This is a genomic window from Clostridium celatum, assembly GCF_021412605.1.
In the GTDB taxonomy this organism is placed as follows: Bacteria; Bacillota; Clostridia; order Clostridiales; family Clostridiaceae; genus Clostridium; species Clostridium celatum.
On record NZ_JAJKGM010000033.1, the window covers coordinates 20,091 to 39,060 of the forward strand.

Annotated in this window: 11 protein-coding genes; 3 read left to right on the forward strand and 8 right to left on the reverse strand. The window is 28.8% G+C overall.

All coding sequences use genetic code 11. The features are described from left to right. Position 1: 1 nt before the first annotated feature. Complete coding sequence (locus LPC13_RS12620) at positions 2-340, reverse strand: hypothetical protein (RefSeq protein WP_005213863.1); 339 nt, start codon at positions 338-340, stop codon at positions 2-4. A 281-nt stretch (positions 341-621) separates the two neighbouring features. Here LPC13_RS12620 and LPC13_RS12625 point away from each other — a divergent pair, with 281 nt between their 5' ends. Continuing rightward, on the forward strand, positions 622-1,212 hold the full coding sequence (locus LPC13_RS12625; protein ID WP_005213862.1) for an ECF transporter S component: 591 nt from the start codon (positions 622-624) through the stop codon (positions 1,210-1,212). A gap of 207 nt (positions 1,213-1,419) precedes the next feature. After that, on the forward strand, positions 1,420-1,602 hold the full coding sequence (locus LPC13_RS12630) for an alpha/beta-type small acid-soluble spore protein (protein ID WP_005213861.1): 183 nt from the start codon (positions 1,420-1,422) through the stop codon (positions 1,600-1,602). Between the two features lie 99 nt (positions 1,603-1,701). Here the strand turns inward: LPC13_RS12630 and LPC13_RS12635 are convergent, their stop codons facing one another. From LPC13_RS12635 to LPC13_RS12660, 6 genes are all read right to left on the reverse strand, one after another. Beyond that, a complete protein-coding gene (locus tag LPC13_RS12635; RefSeq protein ID WP_005213860.1) occupies positions 1,702-2,499 on the reverse strand; it encodes an endonuclease/exonuclease/phosphatase family protein in 798 nt (265 codons plus the stop codon). Between the two features lie 2 nt (positions 2,500-2,501). Continuing rightward, complete coding sequence (locus tag LPC13_RS12640) at positions 2,502-4,169, reverse strand: PTS transporter subunit IIBC (RefSeq protein WP_005213859.1); 1,668 nt, start codon at positions 4,167-4,169, stop codon at positions 2,502-2,504. Between the two features lie 45 nt (positions 4,170-4,214). Then, a complete protein-coding gene (locus LPC13_RS12645) occupies positions 4,215-5,879 on the reverse strand; it encodes a glycoside hydrolase family 13 protein (RefSeq protein WP_005213858.1) in 1,665 nt (554 codons plus the stop codon). Between the two features lie 302 nt (positions 5,880-6,181). Continuing rightward, on the reverse strand, positions 6,182-7,165 hold the full coding sequence (locus LPC13_RS12650; RefSeq protein ID WP_040419615.1) for a LacI family DNA-binding transcriptional regulator: 984 nt from the start codon (positions 7,163-7,165) through the stop codon (positions 6,182-6,184). Between the two features lie 135 nt (positions 7,166-7,300). Beyond that, complete coding sequence (locus tag LPC13_RS12655) at positions 7,301-11,302, reverse strand: discoidin domain-containing protein (RefSeq protein ID WP_005213856.1); 4,002 nt, start codon at positions 11,300-11,302, stop codon at positions 7,301-7,303. 131 nt (positions 11,303-11,433) lie between these two features. Beyond that, complete coding sequence (locus LPC13_RS12660; protein WP_005213855.1) at positions 11,434-16,452, reverse strand: glycoside hydrolase family 2 TIM barrel-domain containing protein; 5,019 nt, start codon at positions 16,450-16,452, stop codon at positions 11,434-11,436. Between the two features lie 368 nt (positions 16,453-16,820). Here LPC13_RS12660 and LPC13_RS12665 point away from each other — a divergent pair, with 368 nt between their 5' ends. After that, positions 16,821-17,285 carry a GreA/GreB family elongation factor gene (locus LPC13_RS12665; protein WP_005213854.1) on the forward strand — a complete coding sequence of 155 codons (465 nt, stop codon included), beginning with the start codon at positions 16,821-16,823 and terminating at the stop codon, positions 17,283-17,285. Positions 17,286-17,381: 96 nt separating this feature from the next. On the opposite strand, the gene mgtE is transcribed toward LPC13_RS12665, so the two are convergent. Beyond that, the gene (mgtE, locus tag LPC13_RS12670; RefSeq protein WP_005213853.1) at positions 17,382-18,725 is read right to left on the reverse strand and encodes a magnesium transporter; all 1,344 of its coding nucleotides are present in this window, start codon (positions 18,723-18,725) and stop codon (positions 17,382-17,384) included. Positions 18,726-18,970: the final 245 nt, after the last annotated feature.

Genomic DNA, 18,970 nt, shown 5'->3' on the forward strand with positions numbered 1-18,970 from the left:
ATTACTCCAAAATATCTATTATCCATTTACCACATTCTACACATTTATATAATCTTATAATAAATATGTCCATTCCACTTCCGCTTATTATATCTTTATTTACTTCTATTTCTTCTTTAGTTACAAATTCATCCTCATCATTGATGAAACCTTGTATTTCAACTATATAGTTTTTATTAGTCTTATTACAGCAATCATTTTCACCAACACATTCAATTTCATCATAAGATAAATTTGCGCTAAGCTCTTCTACGATAGGAATAATGTCTTCAAACTCACTTATGTTATCTAAAAAATCTTCCTTATTAAATACTAAATCATTAATTTTAAATAATTCCATTATATATTTCTCCTTTTAAGTTATTTATAATCATAATATACTAATTTACTTACTTTATTCAACATATTATTTAATTTTATCTCTTTATTCCCTTAAAACTTCTATATTTATAATTTAAACACTTCTTTAAATATGATTTTAAATCTATTTTCTCATTTATTGTTGAAAAATTTGTCTTTTTATATTAAATTAAAATCTGTACTATTTATTTGCTAAATAAATTTTATAAAAATATTTCTAAACGAAAAATATTATGTAATTTTATATTTGAGGTGAAACATATGGAGAGAAAAATGACTGCTAGTGAAAAAACTAGACGACTTGTTATTATAGGAGCACTTGGCGGAATTTCTATATTTCTTGGGGTAAGTGGTATAGGGATAATTAGACTACCTTTATTTAGCATAACTGTAATGCATATTCCAGTTATTATTGGTGCCTTACTTGAAGGTCCTTTTGTTGGTGCCGCTATAGGATTAATTTTTGGTTTATTTTCAATGTATCAGAACTTCACTGCCCCTGGATTAACTTCCTTTTTATTTTGGAATCCAATAATAGCTTTAATACCTAGAGTTTTAATTGGAATTGTTGCATATTATAGTTTTAAATTATTATCAACTAAATTAAAAAACACAGCTATTTCCGCAACCATATCATCTATTTTAGCAACATTAACAAATACAATTGGTGTACTTGGATTAACTTATGTTTTATATCTTGATAGATACGCTGCAGCTAAGGAAATTTCTCGTGATGCTGTTGCTGGTACATTGCTAGCAGTAGGATTAACTAATGGTGTTCCAGAAGCTATTGCTTCAGCATTAATTGCCGTACCAATAGTTGTAACAATGCTTAAAATGAAAAAGAAGTAATTATAAAAATACTTATAAATTAAAAAATTTATAAGTATTTTTATTTTAAACAAATTAACCAGTTACTTCTTAATGTTTTCTTTTTTTCCTAAATTGCCTTAAATTTAATAGTTTATATAAATTAGCGTTACATATAATACTAGTGTAAGTAAAATCAATACTTACTAAATCAAACAAATATTAATTTATTTTAAAGGAGGGTCTTTTATGGCTCAAAAGTTAGTACCTGAATCAAAAAACGGATTATCAAAATTCAAAACTGAAGTAGCAAGTGAAATGGGAGTTCCTTTTACAGACTACAACGGTAACTTAACTTCAAAACAATGCGGAAGCGTTGGCGGAGAAATGGTTAAGAGAATGGTAGAACAATACGAACAAGGAATGAAATAAACTAACTAAAAAATAAGTTAATAGCAAAAACAAGAGAGTGTAAATATTTTACACTCTCTTATTTTTGCTATTACTTATAGTTATCTTAATACTTTAATTTTAATATATTTTCCCTACCACTACTTCTACACCATAATGATCTGAAATTATTTTTTTATTTTTCCCATTAAATATAACTTTAGAACTAACTATATTTACATTTGTATTAGTTAATATTAAATCTAACCTCTTCTTTTCTTTTTGATCTTCCCATCCTGCAATTTCACCACTTACTGTTATTCCATCATCACGGCTTTCTGCAGTAGTATAGGTATCTATAATACCCTTGTTTATTAAATAATCATACCCTTCATTTTTAACCAAAGCATTATTATTAAAATCTCCCATTATAAAAGAAACATTTTTATTATTTAAATTTTCAATAAGCTTATCTGCTTGATATCTAAATGGTTCTAACTCATCATTCCACCATCCTGTATGACAACTGTAAAAATCAATATCTTCACCATTTATATTAATAGTAGCCTTAATAATGTTTCTACTTTTATAATTGCTTTTTTCATTACTTTTTGAAATATAAAAAGATTTATACTCCTTAATTTCATGCTTTGTAAATATACATAACCCTTCTTCATATATATCATAGCCTATATGGGAGTAATCCCATATAAAGCTATATTTTTCTTCATCAATAGATTTTAGTTCTTCAAGTAATAGCTTGGCAAAATTATCCTCTTTAATGATACCTTCAGTAATTTTTGCTTTTATACTTTGACTAACTTCTTGAAGGGCTATTACATCGTATTGATTTTTCTTAATTATTTGTGCTAAATATTTAATCTTTTCAAGTTGATTTTCTTCTTGCCAAGAATGACAATTTAAAGTTAAAAGTTTCATAACTAAACTCCTAAAATATCTTGAATATTAGATTTTATTACATCTGCTTTTGGTCCATATATAGCTTGAACACCACTATCTTTTAATATTAATCCAACTGCACCATTTTTCTTCCATTCTTTCTCTTCTGCTACTTTACTTAAGTCTTTAACTGTAACTCTTAAACGAGTCATGCATGCATCTACATCTTCAATATTTTCTTTTTCACCTAATAAAGATATTATCTTAATTGCTAAGTCATCATTAGATGAAGCTTTATCTGCAGCTACTTCCTTAACTTCATTTTGATTTTCTTCATCATCATAATTTCCTAAACGTCCTGGTGTTGGAATTTTAAATTTTTTAATACAGAAATTAAATACTCCAAAATTAATTCCAAAGAATGCTAAACAAGCAAGTACAAAATTAATTACATCTCCAACTAATCCTGCATTAATAAGCATTGGTATACGTGTTATAAGTTCTATAGCTCCAAATGCATGAACTCTTAAGTTGATTATATCAGCTAAAGCAAAAGCTAATCCTGTTAAAATTGCATAAACTACATAAAGTACTGGTGATATGAACATAAATAAGAATTCTATAGGTTCACTTACACCTGTTAAAAATACTGCTAATCCTATTGATATGAACATTGATTTATATTTTTTCTTTTTATCAGCATCTACATTTTTATACATTGCAAGTGCAACCCCTAATAATGATGCAGTTGATAAAATTACTTGCCCAACCTTAAATCTTGCTGGAACCACTGTTGCTAATAAATTGTTGTATTCTGTCATATTGCCAGCAGCTTTAAAGTTAATTAAATCTGTTATCCAAGCAAACCATAGTGGGTCTTGACCAGCAATTACTGAACCTGCTGCAGCTCCTGTTAGAGATGTATAAACACCGCCTAATTCTGTATAGTTAACTGGAATAGTTAACATATGATGTAATCCAAATGGTAATAATAAACGTTCTAATGCTCCATAAACAAATGGTGCTAAAACTGGTGCCGTATCTTTTGAATTTGCAAGCCAAATACCAAAGTTATTTAAAGCACCTTGAGCAAAAGGCCATACTATTGATAATATAACAGCTGTAATTGTTGACCATAAAATAACCACAAAAGGAACAAATCTTTTTCCATTGAAGAAATTTAAAGCTTGAGGTAATTTATTGTAATTGTAATATTTATTAAATAATGCAGCTCCTAAGAACCCAGAAATAATACCTATAAATACTCCCATGTTAAGTGCAGGTGATCCTAAAACACTTGTAAAATAATCTGGAACTGTTAATGTTGCACCTAAAAGTGATTTAACTGTTGCAGTACTATCTGCTAACATTTCACTACTTACACCAAATATAGCTCCTGTAATACGATTAATTAATACAAATGATAATAATCCTGCGAAGGCTCCTCCAGCTCTTTCTTTAGCCCATGATCCCCCTATAGCTACTGCAAATAATATATGAAGGTTTCCGATTATTCCCCATCCTATATTATCCATTACTCGTGATATTCCTTGCATTATTTCTGCATCAAAATACATACCTATTAATTTACCTAAGGTTATCATTAAGCCAGCAGCTGGCATAACTGCAATAACTACTAATAATGCTTTACCAAATTTTTGCCAAAAATCAAATGAAAATAATTTTCCTTTTTTATTTGCTTTACCCATTCTTTTATTCCCCTTTTTACAATTTTATTTGATTTTACTTAATTTTTAATCAGTTATTCTATAAAGTCTAGCTTCATAAGGCTTCAATTTTATTTCTTTTATAACGTCATGTTTTTCAACCTCATAGTTGTTTATTAATAAATTCTCATATTTCAATTCTTCATCGTATGAATAAAGTACTTCATCATGTGATAAATTAACTATAACTATAAATCTTTCATTTTTCATATATCTTGTATATGCATAAATCTTGTCATCATCTTCAAGTATTAAGTCGTAACTTCCATATATAAGAGTTTTATTTTCTTTTCTTACTTTAATCATTTTTTTGTAAAAGTTTAATATTGAATTTTCATCATTTATTTGTGCTTCTACATTTATAGTCTTATAATTTTCATTTAAATTAATCCACGGTTTTCCTTTTGTAAATCCTGAATTTTCTTTATTATTCCATTGCATAGGTGTACGTGAATTATCTCTAGATATTGCCCAAACAAACTTTAATGCTTCTTCTTCAGTCAATCCTTGCTCCATTTTTTGTTTATAAATATTTATACCTTTTACATCATTATAGTCATATATAGAATCAAATTTAACATTTGTCATTCCTATTTCTTGCCCTTGATATATAAAAGGTGTTCCTTGTTGCATAAAATACATAAGAGCAAAAGCTGTAGCACACTCTCTCCAATAATCTGAATCATTACCCCAGGTAGATATAACTCTAGGTATATCATGATTTTCTATATAAAGAGCATTCCATCCATTTCCATCTAATGCTTTTTGCCATTTTGTTAATACTTTTTTATAATTTTTTACATCAAAATCATTTTCACTTTCAGCTCCCCATAAATGAAGATGCTCAAATTGGAATATCATATTAAACTTTCCATTTTCATCTCCTACCCAAAGGTCTGAATCCTCTGCATCAACACCATTTGCTTCTCCTACAGTCATAATATCATAATTATCAAATGTTCTTTCTTTTAACTCAGCTAAATACTTATGTATTCCATTTACATTCATATGCTTATCAAAAGATTCTACATATTCTAATCCTTCTGGATTTGGCATATCATTTAAGCCTTCTTCCTTTTTTATATGGCTGATTGCATCTACTCTAAATCCATCTATACCTTTATCTAACCACCAATTTATCATTTCATAAACAGCTTCTCTTACATCTTTATTTTCCCAATTTAAATCTGGTTGTTTTTTGGTAAATAAATGTAAATAGTATTCTTCTGTAGTTTTATCATATTCCCAAACTGAACCTTTAAAGATACTTTCCCAATTATTGGGTTCTTTATTATCTTTACCTTCTCTCCATATATACCAATCTCTTTTAGGATTATCTTTAGATGACTTAGATTCTATAAACCATTTATGTTCATCACTTGTATGATTTACAACTAAATCAATAATAAGTTTCATATTTCTCTTATGAACTTCATTTAATAGTTCATCAAAATCTTTCATAGTTCCAAAGTCATCCATTATATCTTTATAATCACTTATGTCATAACCATTATCATCATTAGGAGATTTATACATTGGACATATCCAAATAACATCAATACCTAATTCTTTTAAATAATCCAGCTTTGATATTATCCCTTTTAAATCTCCTATTCCATCATCATTAGAATCTTTAAAACTTCTTGGATATATTTGATACCCAACAGCTTCTTTCCACCATACTTCTTTCATAAATAAACACCTCACTATAATGCAATCGCTTGCATAACTTGTCCAAATAATATGTACAGAAATCTCTGTACATATTTTTTAATTCATCTTTGTATAATATTAATCCAGGAACCGTTTCCATTTTTGTGTTTATAAAATCGAAACAATCTCTTTCTTATGTATTTATAATAACATCAAAAGAAATTGTTTACAATAAGTAAAACGAACCATTTTACTTCAAATTTTAAGATTATATTAGATTATCTTCATTTTTCTTAAATTTATGAATTTATGCAATCGGTTGCACAAAGTTTTAATCCTCTTTAACTTGATTCTCTTTCTATAAATTTAGTTTCAATAACATGATATCCCATATTTTTTTTACCCTCTAACTTATCTATTAATATTTTAGCTGCGTAAAATCCTAATTTTTCAGAATTAATATCTACAGATGATAGTGATGGTTTTCTATAACTAGCCAGTGGAATGTTATTAAATCCAACTACCGAAATGTCTTCTCCTACTTCTTTTATAGCATTTTGTACTCCAAAAGCAAGAAGGTCATCTGTAGTTATAAAAGCTGAAACATTATTTTTTTCCAAAATACACTTTGCTGCTTTATATCCTTCTATTTCTGTAAAATCGTCCATTTCAAATATTAATTCTTCATTTACTTCTAAACCTCTACTAAACATTCCTTGCTTATATCCATTTAATCTGTCTTTAGAAACATTTAATTCTTTCTTTGCACCTATAAAGGCTATTTTTTTATTGCCTTTATCAATTAATCTTTGTGTTAACTGATATACAGCTTCAAAATTATCATTATCAACCCATAAAACATTTTTTATATCTTCTGGTCTGCCTATAATAACAAAAGGAAATTTATTCTTTTTTAAATGCTCAATAGTTTTATCATCACTTTTAGCATTAAATAAAAATAATCCATCTACTATATTACCTTCAGTAAACTTCTTAATCCACTGTTCATTTTCTTCTTTAAATGTATACATAATATAATAATTTTCTTTTTGTGCACACATACTTATTCCTTTCATAGCTTGAACAAAAAATGGATTTTCAAAAGAACTTTCTGCACCTTGTGGTAATATCACAGCTAAAATTCTAGTTTTATTTTTTGCTAATCCCCTTGCAACTATACTTGGTGTATAATTTAGTTTTTTTATAGCCTCATTTACTCTTTCCTTTGTTTCCTCACTAATTTTATCACTATTAGCTAAAACTCTTGAAACAGTAGAAGTTGCTACTTTCGCTTCTCTGGCTACATCTTTAATTGTTACTTTCATAATTTTACATCCTTCTAAAAAATTTCTCATTTAACCCTTATTATATTATAAAGCCTATTTTAAATAAATAAAAGCATCTAACAATAATAAAAGAAGATATCAAAATATATTTGATATCTTCTTTTATTTACATTATTATATTCTTCTGTTATCTGATAAAATTATATCGCTTATTTTTTGTAGTTCATAAATACCAACTTTACCATCACCATCTAAATCATACTCTTTATTATTTTGCCCATAGTATCTTGATGCAATGGCTAAATCTTTTAAATCAATAACTCCATCATTATTAAAATCAGCACTTTTTTCTTCTTGAACATTTTCTCCAAATGCTTGAAGTTCTAAAATAGAGTATCCGTTATTGCCACCTCTTTTAACACCTTGGAATTTAATATATCTTATATTTTTTAAGTCAAATTCACTTACAACTTCTGTCTTTGTATTGCTTGTTATATGAGAAACTTCTTCAAAATTAACTCCATCAATGGATGTTAATATCTTATATTCTGTTGCTGCTTCTGCAAATAACAATTTGACTTCACTTATCTGTTTAACTTCTTTTAAATCAATTAATAACCATTGATTATCACTATTTTGTGATATCCATTTAGAATCGCCATTTCTACTATCACCATCTACAGCTCTCCATTCTTTAGTATAAAGTAAGCTATTAGAAGAAGAATATGCATCTGCCCCACATGCTAAATTCAATTTAGCATTTTTATCCCCTGCTATCCATTCCTCTGGCATTGCTGTATTATAAACTTCAATATTATCCATTTGTCCTTTTAGATTTTCCCCAATTTTCTCTAGTGGTAGTACAAATGTTGCATGAAGTTCTTGTCCACTTATTATATTATTACTATGATCTCTATATGAGTGTAATTGCTGTACAAATTCACCATTAACATATAATGCTAATGCTTGGAATGTTCCAACTAAAGTTATTTCATTCCACTCCTCTTCTTTTACTTTAAAATCAAAATCTTGTTCATAGAAGCTTCTTCTTATAGATAAAGTTCCATCTTCTTTAATTTTTAATTCACCATCATATCCTGCAAATAAATTTATTGTTTTTCCTAACTCATCAACCTTAACATCAAATGTTGCTGTATATGGGTAAGTTAATGATTGTAATGGCGTTTCTAAAGTAGTGTTTCCTTTAAGAGTAAGAACCTTATTATTTTCTACCTGTACTACTTCACCATTAACTATACTTGCATCATACTTATTTAAACTTGAATCACTAGCTGTTTCATCTTCAAAATTATATTTTACTACTAATTCATTTTCACTTACTATTTCATTTTGTATTGTTGTATTAGGACCTTCCTCTAACGCATTAAATGTCTTCATAAATTCAAGATAATCTTTATCTTCTCTTGTACCACTCCAAGTCTTTTCACCAACTGTTGCAACTGCTGGTAATAACCTTTCGTGTAAATCTGCTTCAACTATACCTTCCATAGATTCATCTCCCCAAATTGCCATTTTCCCACCTAGCAATTGTGGTTCACCTAATGGTAGCTTAACTCCATTAAAATCATTTGGTTCCCAATTATTATATACATTTTGAGTATTCATAAAATCCTTATGCCATCTTGAAGGTGTAATATAAGTGAATGGTTGTGGTACATTTACTATCTCATAACCTTCTTTTATTCTTGCATTTACATCTTCCCAAGCCATGCTCCAAACATCAATGACAGTTCCTTCTGGTAGCATTGTTGTTCCTGAAAATTGCTTTAATGATCCCCAAACTCTTGGTGTTTTACCTTTTTCTAAAACATAATTACTCATTTCAGATGTATATTGTCTAAATTTATCTCCAACACTTGTATCATATTCATCTATTCCAAGGTGAACAGTATTTCCTAAAAATACTGGCTCATTTTCATCAGTTCCATCGATAAATTCATCTAATAAACCTTTTATAAGATTTTTACCATCTTCATTTTCTATATCTATATGATCAAACCAATATTTAGTATTGTGTATTGGAGTTCCTAGCTCTCTCATATATTTTGTAAATGGAAGCGAGTGAGCTGGACTATCTATTTCCGGTACTACCTCCATCCCATAATCCATAGCCATAAGTTCAAGTTCTATAAATTCCTCTTGTGTATAATATGGATCATTTAAATCACTGTTACTTGGTTTTAAACCTGGATGTTCTTTACTCTCTAATCTAAATGCATTATATACATCATTCCAAGCTTCTGGATTCTTATAATCTCCATCAGACCATTGATTATCATTTAAATGCAAATGGAATTCATTAAGCTTATACCAAGATAATATCTTTGCATAATCTCTTACAAATTCTATTCTCATAGGCATTCTAGCTACATCTAACATAACACCCCTAATCTCATATTTAGGATAATCTCTAATTATTCCACAAGGAATATTTAACTCATCCTCTGCTTGCCATAATATTTGTAATAAAGTAACTGTTCCATATAAATTTCCTGTATACGTTGGTGAATATATTTTTATACTATTGTCTATAATTGTAAAATATCCTTCTTTCCCAAGATCATAGCCATTTTCATCAATAGATTCTATATAAATATCACCTGGCTTTACTTCTTCTTCTGAAGAAACTTCAACTACTTCTAATTCTATATCAGTAAAGTATTTTAAATCATCATTAAATAAATCAGCAACCTTATTTAAGTCAACATTATTAACATCATTTATTAATATCCTTGAGTTTTCAGTTAATGTGAAGCTTCCATTTAAACCATACCATTCTTGTAAGCTTGGTATTACTTTTGGCACATCATTTTGCTCCGAAACCTCTGGGAATATTTCAGGATATAAAGAAGATTTTCCCGGAATTGTTACTACAATATTTTTTGTAGCAGTTTTAGTATCATCACTTTCTTTATATACTTCTAATAATATAGATACATTTGCATCATTTATATTATGTCTAGTTATTACTCCATCATTAGTAACTATATTTTCAAACTCACTTCCTCTAACTCTAATACCAAATCCTCTTGGTACTTCTGGTAAAGTTAATTCTGTAGTATCTATAGTTATTTCTCCTAATGTTGTAATACTATTGATAACTTGTTCACAAGTCATATCTAATTCAGGTATATATTTTTCTCTTCCAATAACCTCTATTTCTCTTATAGAAACATTATTATAAGCATTTGCATTTCTTTCAGCAATAAATACTCTTAGATATCTTCCTGTTTTAACTTCAGCAAATTGCACTGTATCAACTAAATTTAAAGTATCTCCAGCTTCATGAATTATTGTTTCTATATCTTCAAAGTTTTCTCCATCATTAGATATTTGAATAATAGCATTTTCTGCCCAAGCCTTTTTATACCAATGAATATTTACGCTATCCATTTCAACAATTTTTCCAAAATCTATAGATACCCAATGAGTATCTGTTTCTGTTGGTATTACTGGCATTGTAGGACTTGCCCACCTTGAATCATCACTTTCTTTATCCCCATCTATAACCTTATCAGCTGTCCATACAGTACTATTATTTTCTACGGCTGATACAGTGGCTTTTTTTCCTTCTGCAATATTACCTTCTTTTATTTCATAACCAATAACTTCAAGTTCTCTTATACTTACTGAAGTCCATTGATTTCTCTTAGTTATATATACTCTTATATATCTAGCACTTTCTTGTTCTACATCAACAATATTAACTAAATTTTTATTAGCCTCATCTTTACCTAATGGATTAGTAAGTAAAGCTATATCTGTCCACTCTTCTCCATTATTTGATTTTTGAACTTTAAATTCAGTTCCATAGGCCCAATTTTGCCAGCGTATATTTATTTCTTCAATAATATATTCTTTTTCTAAATCTACATATAACCACTGTGGATTACTATCTGTAACTGTAGCACTAGACCATCTTGAATTATCATCTGTATAATCACCATCTACAGCTTTATCTCCTGTAAGGCTTGAAGTTTCTGTTCCTGATACCTCTACCTCTTTATTTAAGGCTAAATTTATTCCATAAGTATCTTTAACTTCTGCTTTAACTTCATTAGCAAAAATATTGGTTATTGGTGATATTAACATATTAAATAAAAATATTATAACAAATATTTTGCAATAAATTTTTAACTCTCCTTTTTTCCTCATTATAACTTCCCCCTTAATTAGTTAACTTCCTTGCATTACTATAAAAAATACCTCCTTAAAATTGTTAGTTTTAAGGAGGTGTTTTAATCATCCTCTAGTCTATTCTCTACATTGCAATAAATTCCTTAAATTTATTTATTTAAAATCTTATCTACTAATATAGCAATATCTTCACCGTTAATCTTTTTATCCCTATTCATATCAAATATTTTAACAGTTTCCCAATCTTCACTTTCTGAAGTTTTACCAAAGTTTTTAGAAAGCATAGCAACATCACCTATATCATTTTTACCATTGTTATTAAAGTCGCCGCTATTTTCTTCTATAATTTCCTCTGCTTCTTTAATAAACATAGCATCTGCCCAATCAGAATGGTCGTTACCGTTGTGCCCAACTTTATCTGCTTCTAGCTTAACTTCTTTTACTCCTTCAATATCTAAATTAATAAATTCTGCTGGAGTATTATACATCATTTTTGTACTTTCATATGCTAAAGTTCCATCTAGGTATACTCTGAATATCATACCATCACTATTATTGCTTGCTTCTCTATCATTACCAATATAACTTTGGAAGTACTTATATCCTTTACCTTCTACATTGTAAATTATAGTAGAATCAGTATGAGTACCAATACCTTTCTTAAATGTTACTACTTCATCACCAATTAATAATCTTAATGGATTTCCATCACTTGACAAGTCTTTTTTTATTGTTGACCATCCTACAGTAGCACTTACCCAATCAATATCGCTTGTATAATCACCATCTGCAACATTAATATTGGCTTTTACTTCTACCTCTACACCCATTACAGTAGCTTTTCCTACAACACTATGAACACCCTCTATACTAAATATATTGTTGTCAATTTCATTCCAATTAACATTTACATTTAATTTAGTATCATCTGTAAAATCTACATAAATAGTTTTTGGCATTGTAACTTCATTACCTATTTTAGCACTTATACTTTGTGTAGTATCTTTAAGTTCCTTTATAGTTACTGTTGCAATAGCTTTTTTATCTGTACCATTAATAGTACCTTCAACTTCAAAAGTTCCAACTGTATTATATTGATCTTCTGTTATCTCATTCCAAGTTACAGTTGCTTCTTTACTTAATCCCTCGGTAGTTGTTACAGTGATATTTGTTGGTAATTCTGGCTTACTACCCTTTAAACCACTTAGTGATATTTCTTGATTATCGGCTAATTCATATGGTAATGCTAATTTATTTATATCCATAGCACTTTCTACATTTGTATTAATTGCTCTAAGTCTCATTCTATAAGTGTAATTTTTATTTGATTTAAGTTGGAATTCATCATGTGGTCTTGCTCCCCAAGCATCATCTCCACCAAGTCCCATTTGCTTATAGTTAAGATTTACTTCAATATCACTACTTCTTTCAAGTTGATATGAGTGTTTTTTAGAATTAAGCTCCTCTTCAGTATAATGAAGTGCAGACATTTCTATTACACTATCTCCTGAAGCCATTAATCCAATACCATCACTATTAGTTAATGTTACCCATCTTACATCTGTTTTATTACCCATTTGTTGTGGTTCTATATAGTCAAAATATTGATTATCAACAGTACTTTGATATACTCCAACATCTGTACTCATATTTCTATCCCAATAATTTTCTTCTGGTCCTCTTCCAAACCACTCTATATTTTCAAAACCTTCTGGCATTTTTAACTCCATACCTACTGCTGGTATTTCTGGTAAACTAGAAGAACCTGGCTCCAGATTTGAAGTTATAACAACATCACCATTTCCATAAATATTTATAATATTTGTATATTTAGAAGCTGTTGAAGTTGGAAGTGTTGAATCTACTTTAATAGTAATAACTTTATCAGCTTGTTCTACAGTAATATTATCTATTGTTCTATTTTGACCTGCAAATTGCCATGTTGCTGTTCTACTTGGCATACCATTTTCTCTATCATTATCATTTGGAGTTCTCCAAAAATCTGGAATTATTGGTGAACTTAATAATTCCGTTTCACCATTTTTAAATGAATCAATATTTCCAGTTGATTTATTTAAATTAACTTCAAAACCTTCCCCTTTAATATTAATATCAGTTTCACTTTCATCTACTACTAAATTTTCCATGGCTTCAACATCAACAAAATCTTTTCCTTCTTCTGTAAAGCTAACCTCAAATTGTTGTTTTGCAACTTCATGGCCTGCTTCTGTCCACTTAGTAGCTGCCTTTTCTTTAAATCTTACAGTTACAAAATATTCTGATCCATTATCAATAGCTTCCGGCGCTGTAAATGGAATAACTACTTCTTTAGTTGTAAGTGGTTCAATATCTAAATCTAAAGTTCCTTCTTGAATTCTTTCACCATCTTGATATAACTCCCAAACTGCATCATATTTACTTACATTAGTAAATAAGCTTTCATTTTCTATAGAAATTACTCCATTATTAATATCAATATCTTTCATTTCAATATCTTGATAGTGATATTTAACATCTATCAATTGTGGCTTTATTGTTCTATCTGCATTAAGTAATCCATTTGCACAGAAATTATCATCGTTAGGATTATCTCCCCAATCTCCACCATATGCAATAAATTGACTATCTCCACTTGGATTATTTGTTTCTAGATTATCAAAATCTACCCATAAAACTGAATTATCATCTGGAGTCCTTGTTTTATCATTTAATTCATCTAAAGATAATGCTCTGTTATAAACTCTTACATTGTCTATTACAGCATTACTTCTTCTATTTTCTTGTGCATCTCCACCAATAGTTATAGGGTAATTAGAAGTTGTTATACTTCCTGTATATTCAGTTGAAGCTACTTCTACACCATCAATAAATAACTTAACACTTTCTCCATCAAAAGTCCCTGCTATATCATGCCAATTTCCTACCCAATCTTCTGGTAAATTAGTTGTTGCTGCTGCTACCCATTGAGTCCAATCTCCTGGTTTATTAGCATCATATATAAAGAATTCTAGTGCTCTATTTCCTGTGTTTTTGTAATTAATAGTTTCTTTAATTGCAAATTGAGTGTCTCCCTTTGCCACAAATGTGCTATCACTTGTAGTATTTTCTGGTTTAACTGATACTTCAACAGTTAAAGCATTTCCTATAATATTAAGCTTTGAATCATTAGGTAAAGTAGCATATCCTTTAAAAGCATTTCCATTTAACCCTTCTGCTAAAGTTCCATTTTGAATAGTAACGTCAAAAGAATTTTTACTTGAATCCTTTATAACCGTTTCTTCTTCTATATCTTTGTATAATCCTTGATCTACAAAATCCCATATAAAGCCACCTTGAAGGTTATCATGTGCTTCAAAAGTTTCCATATAAGAATTTAAGTCACCTATACTATTTCCCATAGAATGAGCATATTCACAAAGAATTACTGGTTTACTTCTGCTTGCATATGATGCTAAAGCATTTGGATGAGAATACATCATACTATATACATCTGATGCTTTTGTTTCTGAATTATAATCACCTTCATAGTGTACTGGCCTTGTTGGATCATTTTCTCTTATCCAATTTGCCATATCTATAAATGCTTGTCCATCTCCAGCTTCATTTCCTAATGACCACATAGTAACTGATGCATGATTTTTATCTCTTTCTACCATACTCTTTATTCTATCTAAAGTCATGGCTGACCACTCTGGTCTACTACTTGGTAAAAGATCAGAAGTTCCTCTTGTAGCATGTGACTCTATATTTGCTTCATCTACAACATATAAGCCATATTCATCACATAATTCAAGCCAAGCTGGATTATTAGGATAATGAGAAGTTCTTACTGAATTTATATTATATGATTTCATTATTTCTATATCTTCTATCATACTTTCAATAGAAACTGCTCTACCATCAGTTGGATCTGTTTCATGTCTATTAACCCCTTTAAAGTAAATAGGCTTACCATTTATAAGAATTTGTCTATTTACTATTTCCATCTTCTTAAAACCAAACTTTGTACTTACAGCTTCTTTTTCATTTCCTTCTGAATCCTTTAGTGTAATAACTGCAGTATAAAGATATGGAGTTTCTGCTGACCATTTTTCAGGACTCTTAAGTTCTTGAGTTAAATTTACAACTTTTCTAGTTGCATCTTCATTATAGTCTGTAGCATCTGTAAAATCTGTTGAAACAGATATTGGAGAATCTAATACTGGATTGAAGTCTTCATCATAAATCATTGCTTCAACAGTATATTCATCATTACTTTTTAAATAATTAGTTAAATCCACCTCAATATCTAGTGTTGCATCTTCATAATTTTTATCTAAATCTGCTACTACACTAAAATCTCTTACTCTAACTTCTGGTGTTGAATATATAGAAACATCTCTAAATATACCACTTAATCTTATAAAGTCTTGATCCTCTACCCAACTTGCATCTGACCATCTAAATACTTGAACTGATATTACATTTTCACCTTCTCTTAAATAATCAGTAATATCAAAGTCCTTAGCTGTATAACTATCTTCTGCATATCCAACCTTCTCTCCATTTATCCAAAGATAAAATGCTGATTCTACTCCTTGAAAAGATACATATACTCTTCTATTAGCTTCCCAGCCCTCTGGAACTGTAAAGCTTCTTTGATAAGTTCCTACTGGATTATATACAGTTGGTGCAACACCAGCTACTGGAGTTTCTATTCCCTTCCATGGCATTGTTATATTTGTATATATAGGATAATCATATCCTTGTGTTTGCCAGTTGCTTGGAACTTTTATTTCTTCCCATCCACTAGTATCAAAACCATTTTCGCCAACTTCTGTTGGTCTTAAATCTGGTTTATCTACTATATTGAAATCCCATTGTCCATTTAATAACATATGATAATCAGAATCAACTCTAATTCCTCTTTCTGCTATTGTTTTCTTTTCATAGTCTAATGCTGTAGCACTATCCTTATATGATACAAATGTAGCATGGGCTTCCTCCCTGTTTATTTCATAAACATCAGGTTGGTTTTTCCACTCCTCTTTCGTTTCTGCAAAGGCTTCAATAAATTTTGTAAAATTTCCATATACACCTTCACTTACAGATACAAAAACTGTAGATGCAACAATTAAAGAAATAATTTTTTTATTTTTTCTTATCATAGTTTCTCCTCTTTCCTCCATTTTATTTGAAATTATCCCATTATTTATATTTAACAAACTTTTTGTAAAACCTTTACATTTTAATCATCATCACAATAATTTTATACTTTTCAGCAATTTATTTACATATATTGTATTTATCCATTTATTTTCCTTATCTAATCCTAGCTATTTAAGTAAGAACTTTATAATTTATATAAATAAAAAATAACACTCTTAACCTACTCATAGATTTTGAATGTTATTCTTTAATATTTATTAATATTTTACTGTATTATATTAATAAATTATTGTATGTTTTTTTATTTATGTTATATACTACCTTTTCTTTTTTCATATTTATTATATAATATTATAATAATACTACTTTTTAGGAGACGATTAATTTTATGAATAATATTTTAACAAAATCAAATATACAAAAATTACAGGAAGAATTAGATTATAGAATGACAGTGAAAAGAGCTGCTATAGCAAAAGAAAAACTTATAGCTGCTGCACATGGTGATAGATCAGAAAATGCAGAATATAAAGCTGCTTGTGAAGAATATAGAGAAAATGATAATAGAATTCAATATTTATTTACTATGATTTCAACAGCTACTGTTATTGATGATGAAATAGTTGATAAATCAATTCTAGGTATAAATAGTAAAGCAAAAATCAAATTTTTAGAAGATGATTTTGAAGATGAAATAACTTTAGTAACTACTTTAGATGCAAAACCTGAAGAAATGCTTATTAGTATTGAATCTGATTTAGGTAAAGCTTTAGCTGGTAAAAAAGCTGGTGATATAGTTACTGTAAATGCACCTGGTGATAATTACGAAGTAAAAATTTTAGAAATACTTTAATATATAATTTATATATTAAAACAACCACTTACATAACATAAGTGGTTGTTTTTATTTTATAAACTTATTTATAAAATATAAAGATAATTATCTATACTAAACTAAATATCTTAAGAAAAGTGTAGCTAATCCTAAGAAGAAGAAGAATCCTAATACATCAGTAAAAGTTGTTACAAATACTGAAGATGCTAATGCTGGATCTACCTTAAACTTCTTTAATACTATTGGAACTAAATATCCTGAAATAGTTGCTACTACCATATTTAAAATCATAGCTACTCCTATTACAATTCCAAAAATAAAGTTACCTTCCCATATATATCCTAATACACCTATTATAACTCCTATTGTGGCTCCACATAAAACACCTACACCAACTTCTTTAAAGAAAACTTTCTTCATATTTTTAAAATTTAATTCTCCAAGTGCAAGTCCTCTAACTATTATTGTTAGTGTTTGTGTTCCAGCATTTCCACCCATTCCAGCTACTATAGGCATAAATGTTGCTAATGATACAACCTTTTCTATTGTTCCTTCAAATATACCTACTACTGAAGATGCTAAAATTGCTGTAACTAAGTTAATAATAAGCCATGGCAATCTACTTCTTATAGATTCTTTTAATGTTCCATCTACCTTTTCGCCTTCATCTATTCCTGCAAGACGATGTATATCCTCTGTAGTTTCATCTCTTAATATTTGCATAACATCATCTACTGTTACAATTCCAAGTAATCTATTAGAGTTATCAACTACTGGCATTGTTAAAAATCCATACTTTTCAAATCTATGTCCTACTTCTTCTTGGTCAGTATTAAAAAGTATTCCTTCTATTTTAGTATGAACTATATCTGAAATCTTAGTGTCAAAGTCCTTAGTTACAAGTTCCTTTAATGATACTATCCCCTTAAGTTTATCAAACTTATCTACAACATATAAATCATCTATATTTTCATTTTCTTGACCATATTTTTGTAAATATTTTAAAGTCTCACAAACAGTCATATCTGTTTTTAATGATATAAACTCCGTAGCCATTATTCCCGCTGCAGTATCTGGTGCATAACTCAATAATTGTCTTACTACTCTTGCATCTTCATCTGTCATCTTTGCTAATATCTTATTTGCCTTATTTTCATCTAAAATACCAAGTAAGTCTGTTAACTCATCTGATGACATTTCTTCAATTATATTTTTTTGCTTGTTTTCTGAAAACTCCATTAATATTTCATATTTTTCATCAATTTCAGCTTCATCAAGTATATCTGCAATAAACTTTTCTGGCAATCTATTCAATATATCTTTTCTATCATCTACATTTTCATGTAATACATCTAAAACATCCACTGGGTGTATATTTTCTACATATTTAATAATGCTGCTTTGTGGAGCATGTAATAAAAACTTTCTTAGCTCTTCTTTATTCATATTTAATTTCATAGCCTACCTCCATATTTACATAGGAAATAAGACATCTAAAATAATATTCTTAAATAATTAAGCTAATTTAAATTACTGATATTTATGACTAATTTCCTATATAATCTGTATTTAGTTTTTACATAATTAATATTTCTACTCAGATACGAATCCATAATATCACCCCCAAAATCGAGTAGGAGGAAAATAATTATTTTATTTTCCGTCCTCTCACACCACCGTGCGTACCGGTCTGGTACACGGCG

Excerpts from the sequence above, each read along its gene's own strand:
- LPC13_RS12635 (WP_005213860.1), bottom strand. The coding sequence starts at position 2,499 with ATGAAACTTTTAACTTTAAATTGTCATTCTTGGCAAGAAGAAAATCAA.
- LPC13_RS12630 (WP_005213861.1), top strand. The coding sequence starts at position 1,420 with ATGGCTCAAAAGTTAGTACCTGAATCAAAAAACGGATTATCAAAATTC.
- LPC13_RS12640 (WP_005213859.1), bottom strand. The coding sequence starts at position 4,169 with ATGGGTAAAGCAAATAAAAAAGGAAAATTATTTTCATTTGATTTTTGG.
- LPC13_RS12650 (WP_040419615.1), bottom strand. The coding sequence starts at position 7,165 with ATGAAAGTAACAATTAAAGATGTAGCCAGAGAAGCGAAAGTAGCAACT.
- LPC13_RS12625 (WP_005213862.1), top strand. The coding sequence starts at position 622 with ATGGAGAGAAAAATGACTGCTAGTGAAAAAACTAGACGACTTGTTATT.
- LPC13_RS12655 (WP_005213856.1), bottom strand. The coding sequence starts at position 11,302 with ATGAGGAAAAAAGGAGAGTTAAAAATTTATTGCAAAATATTTGTTATA.
- mgtE (WP_005213853.1), bottom strand. The coding sequence starts at position 18,725 with ATGAAATTAAATATGAATAAAGAAGAGCTAAGAAAGTTTTTATTACAT.
- LPC13_RS12665 (WP_005213854.1), top strand. The coding sequence starts at position 16,821 with ATGAATAATATTTTAACAAAATCAAATATACAAAAATTACAGGAAGAA.
- LPC13_RS12660 (WP_005213855.1), bottom strand. The coding sequence starts at position 16,452 with ATGGAGGAAAGAGGAGAAACTATGATAAGAAAAAATAAAAAAATTATT.
- LPC13_RS12645 (WP_005213858.1), bottom strand. The coding sequence starts at position 5,879 with ATGAAAGAAGTATGGTGGAAAGAAGCTGTTGGGTATCAAATATATCCA.
- LPC13_RS12620 (WP_005213863.1), bottom strand. The coding sequence starts at position 340 with ATGGAATTATTTAAAATTAATGATTTAGTATTTAATAAGGAAGATTTT.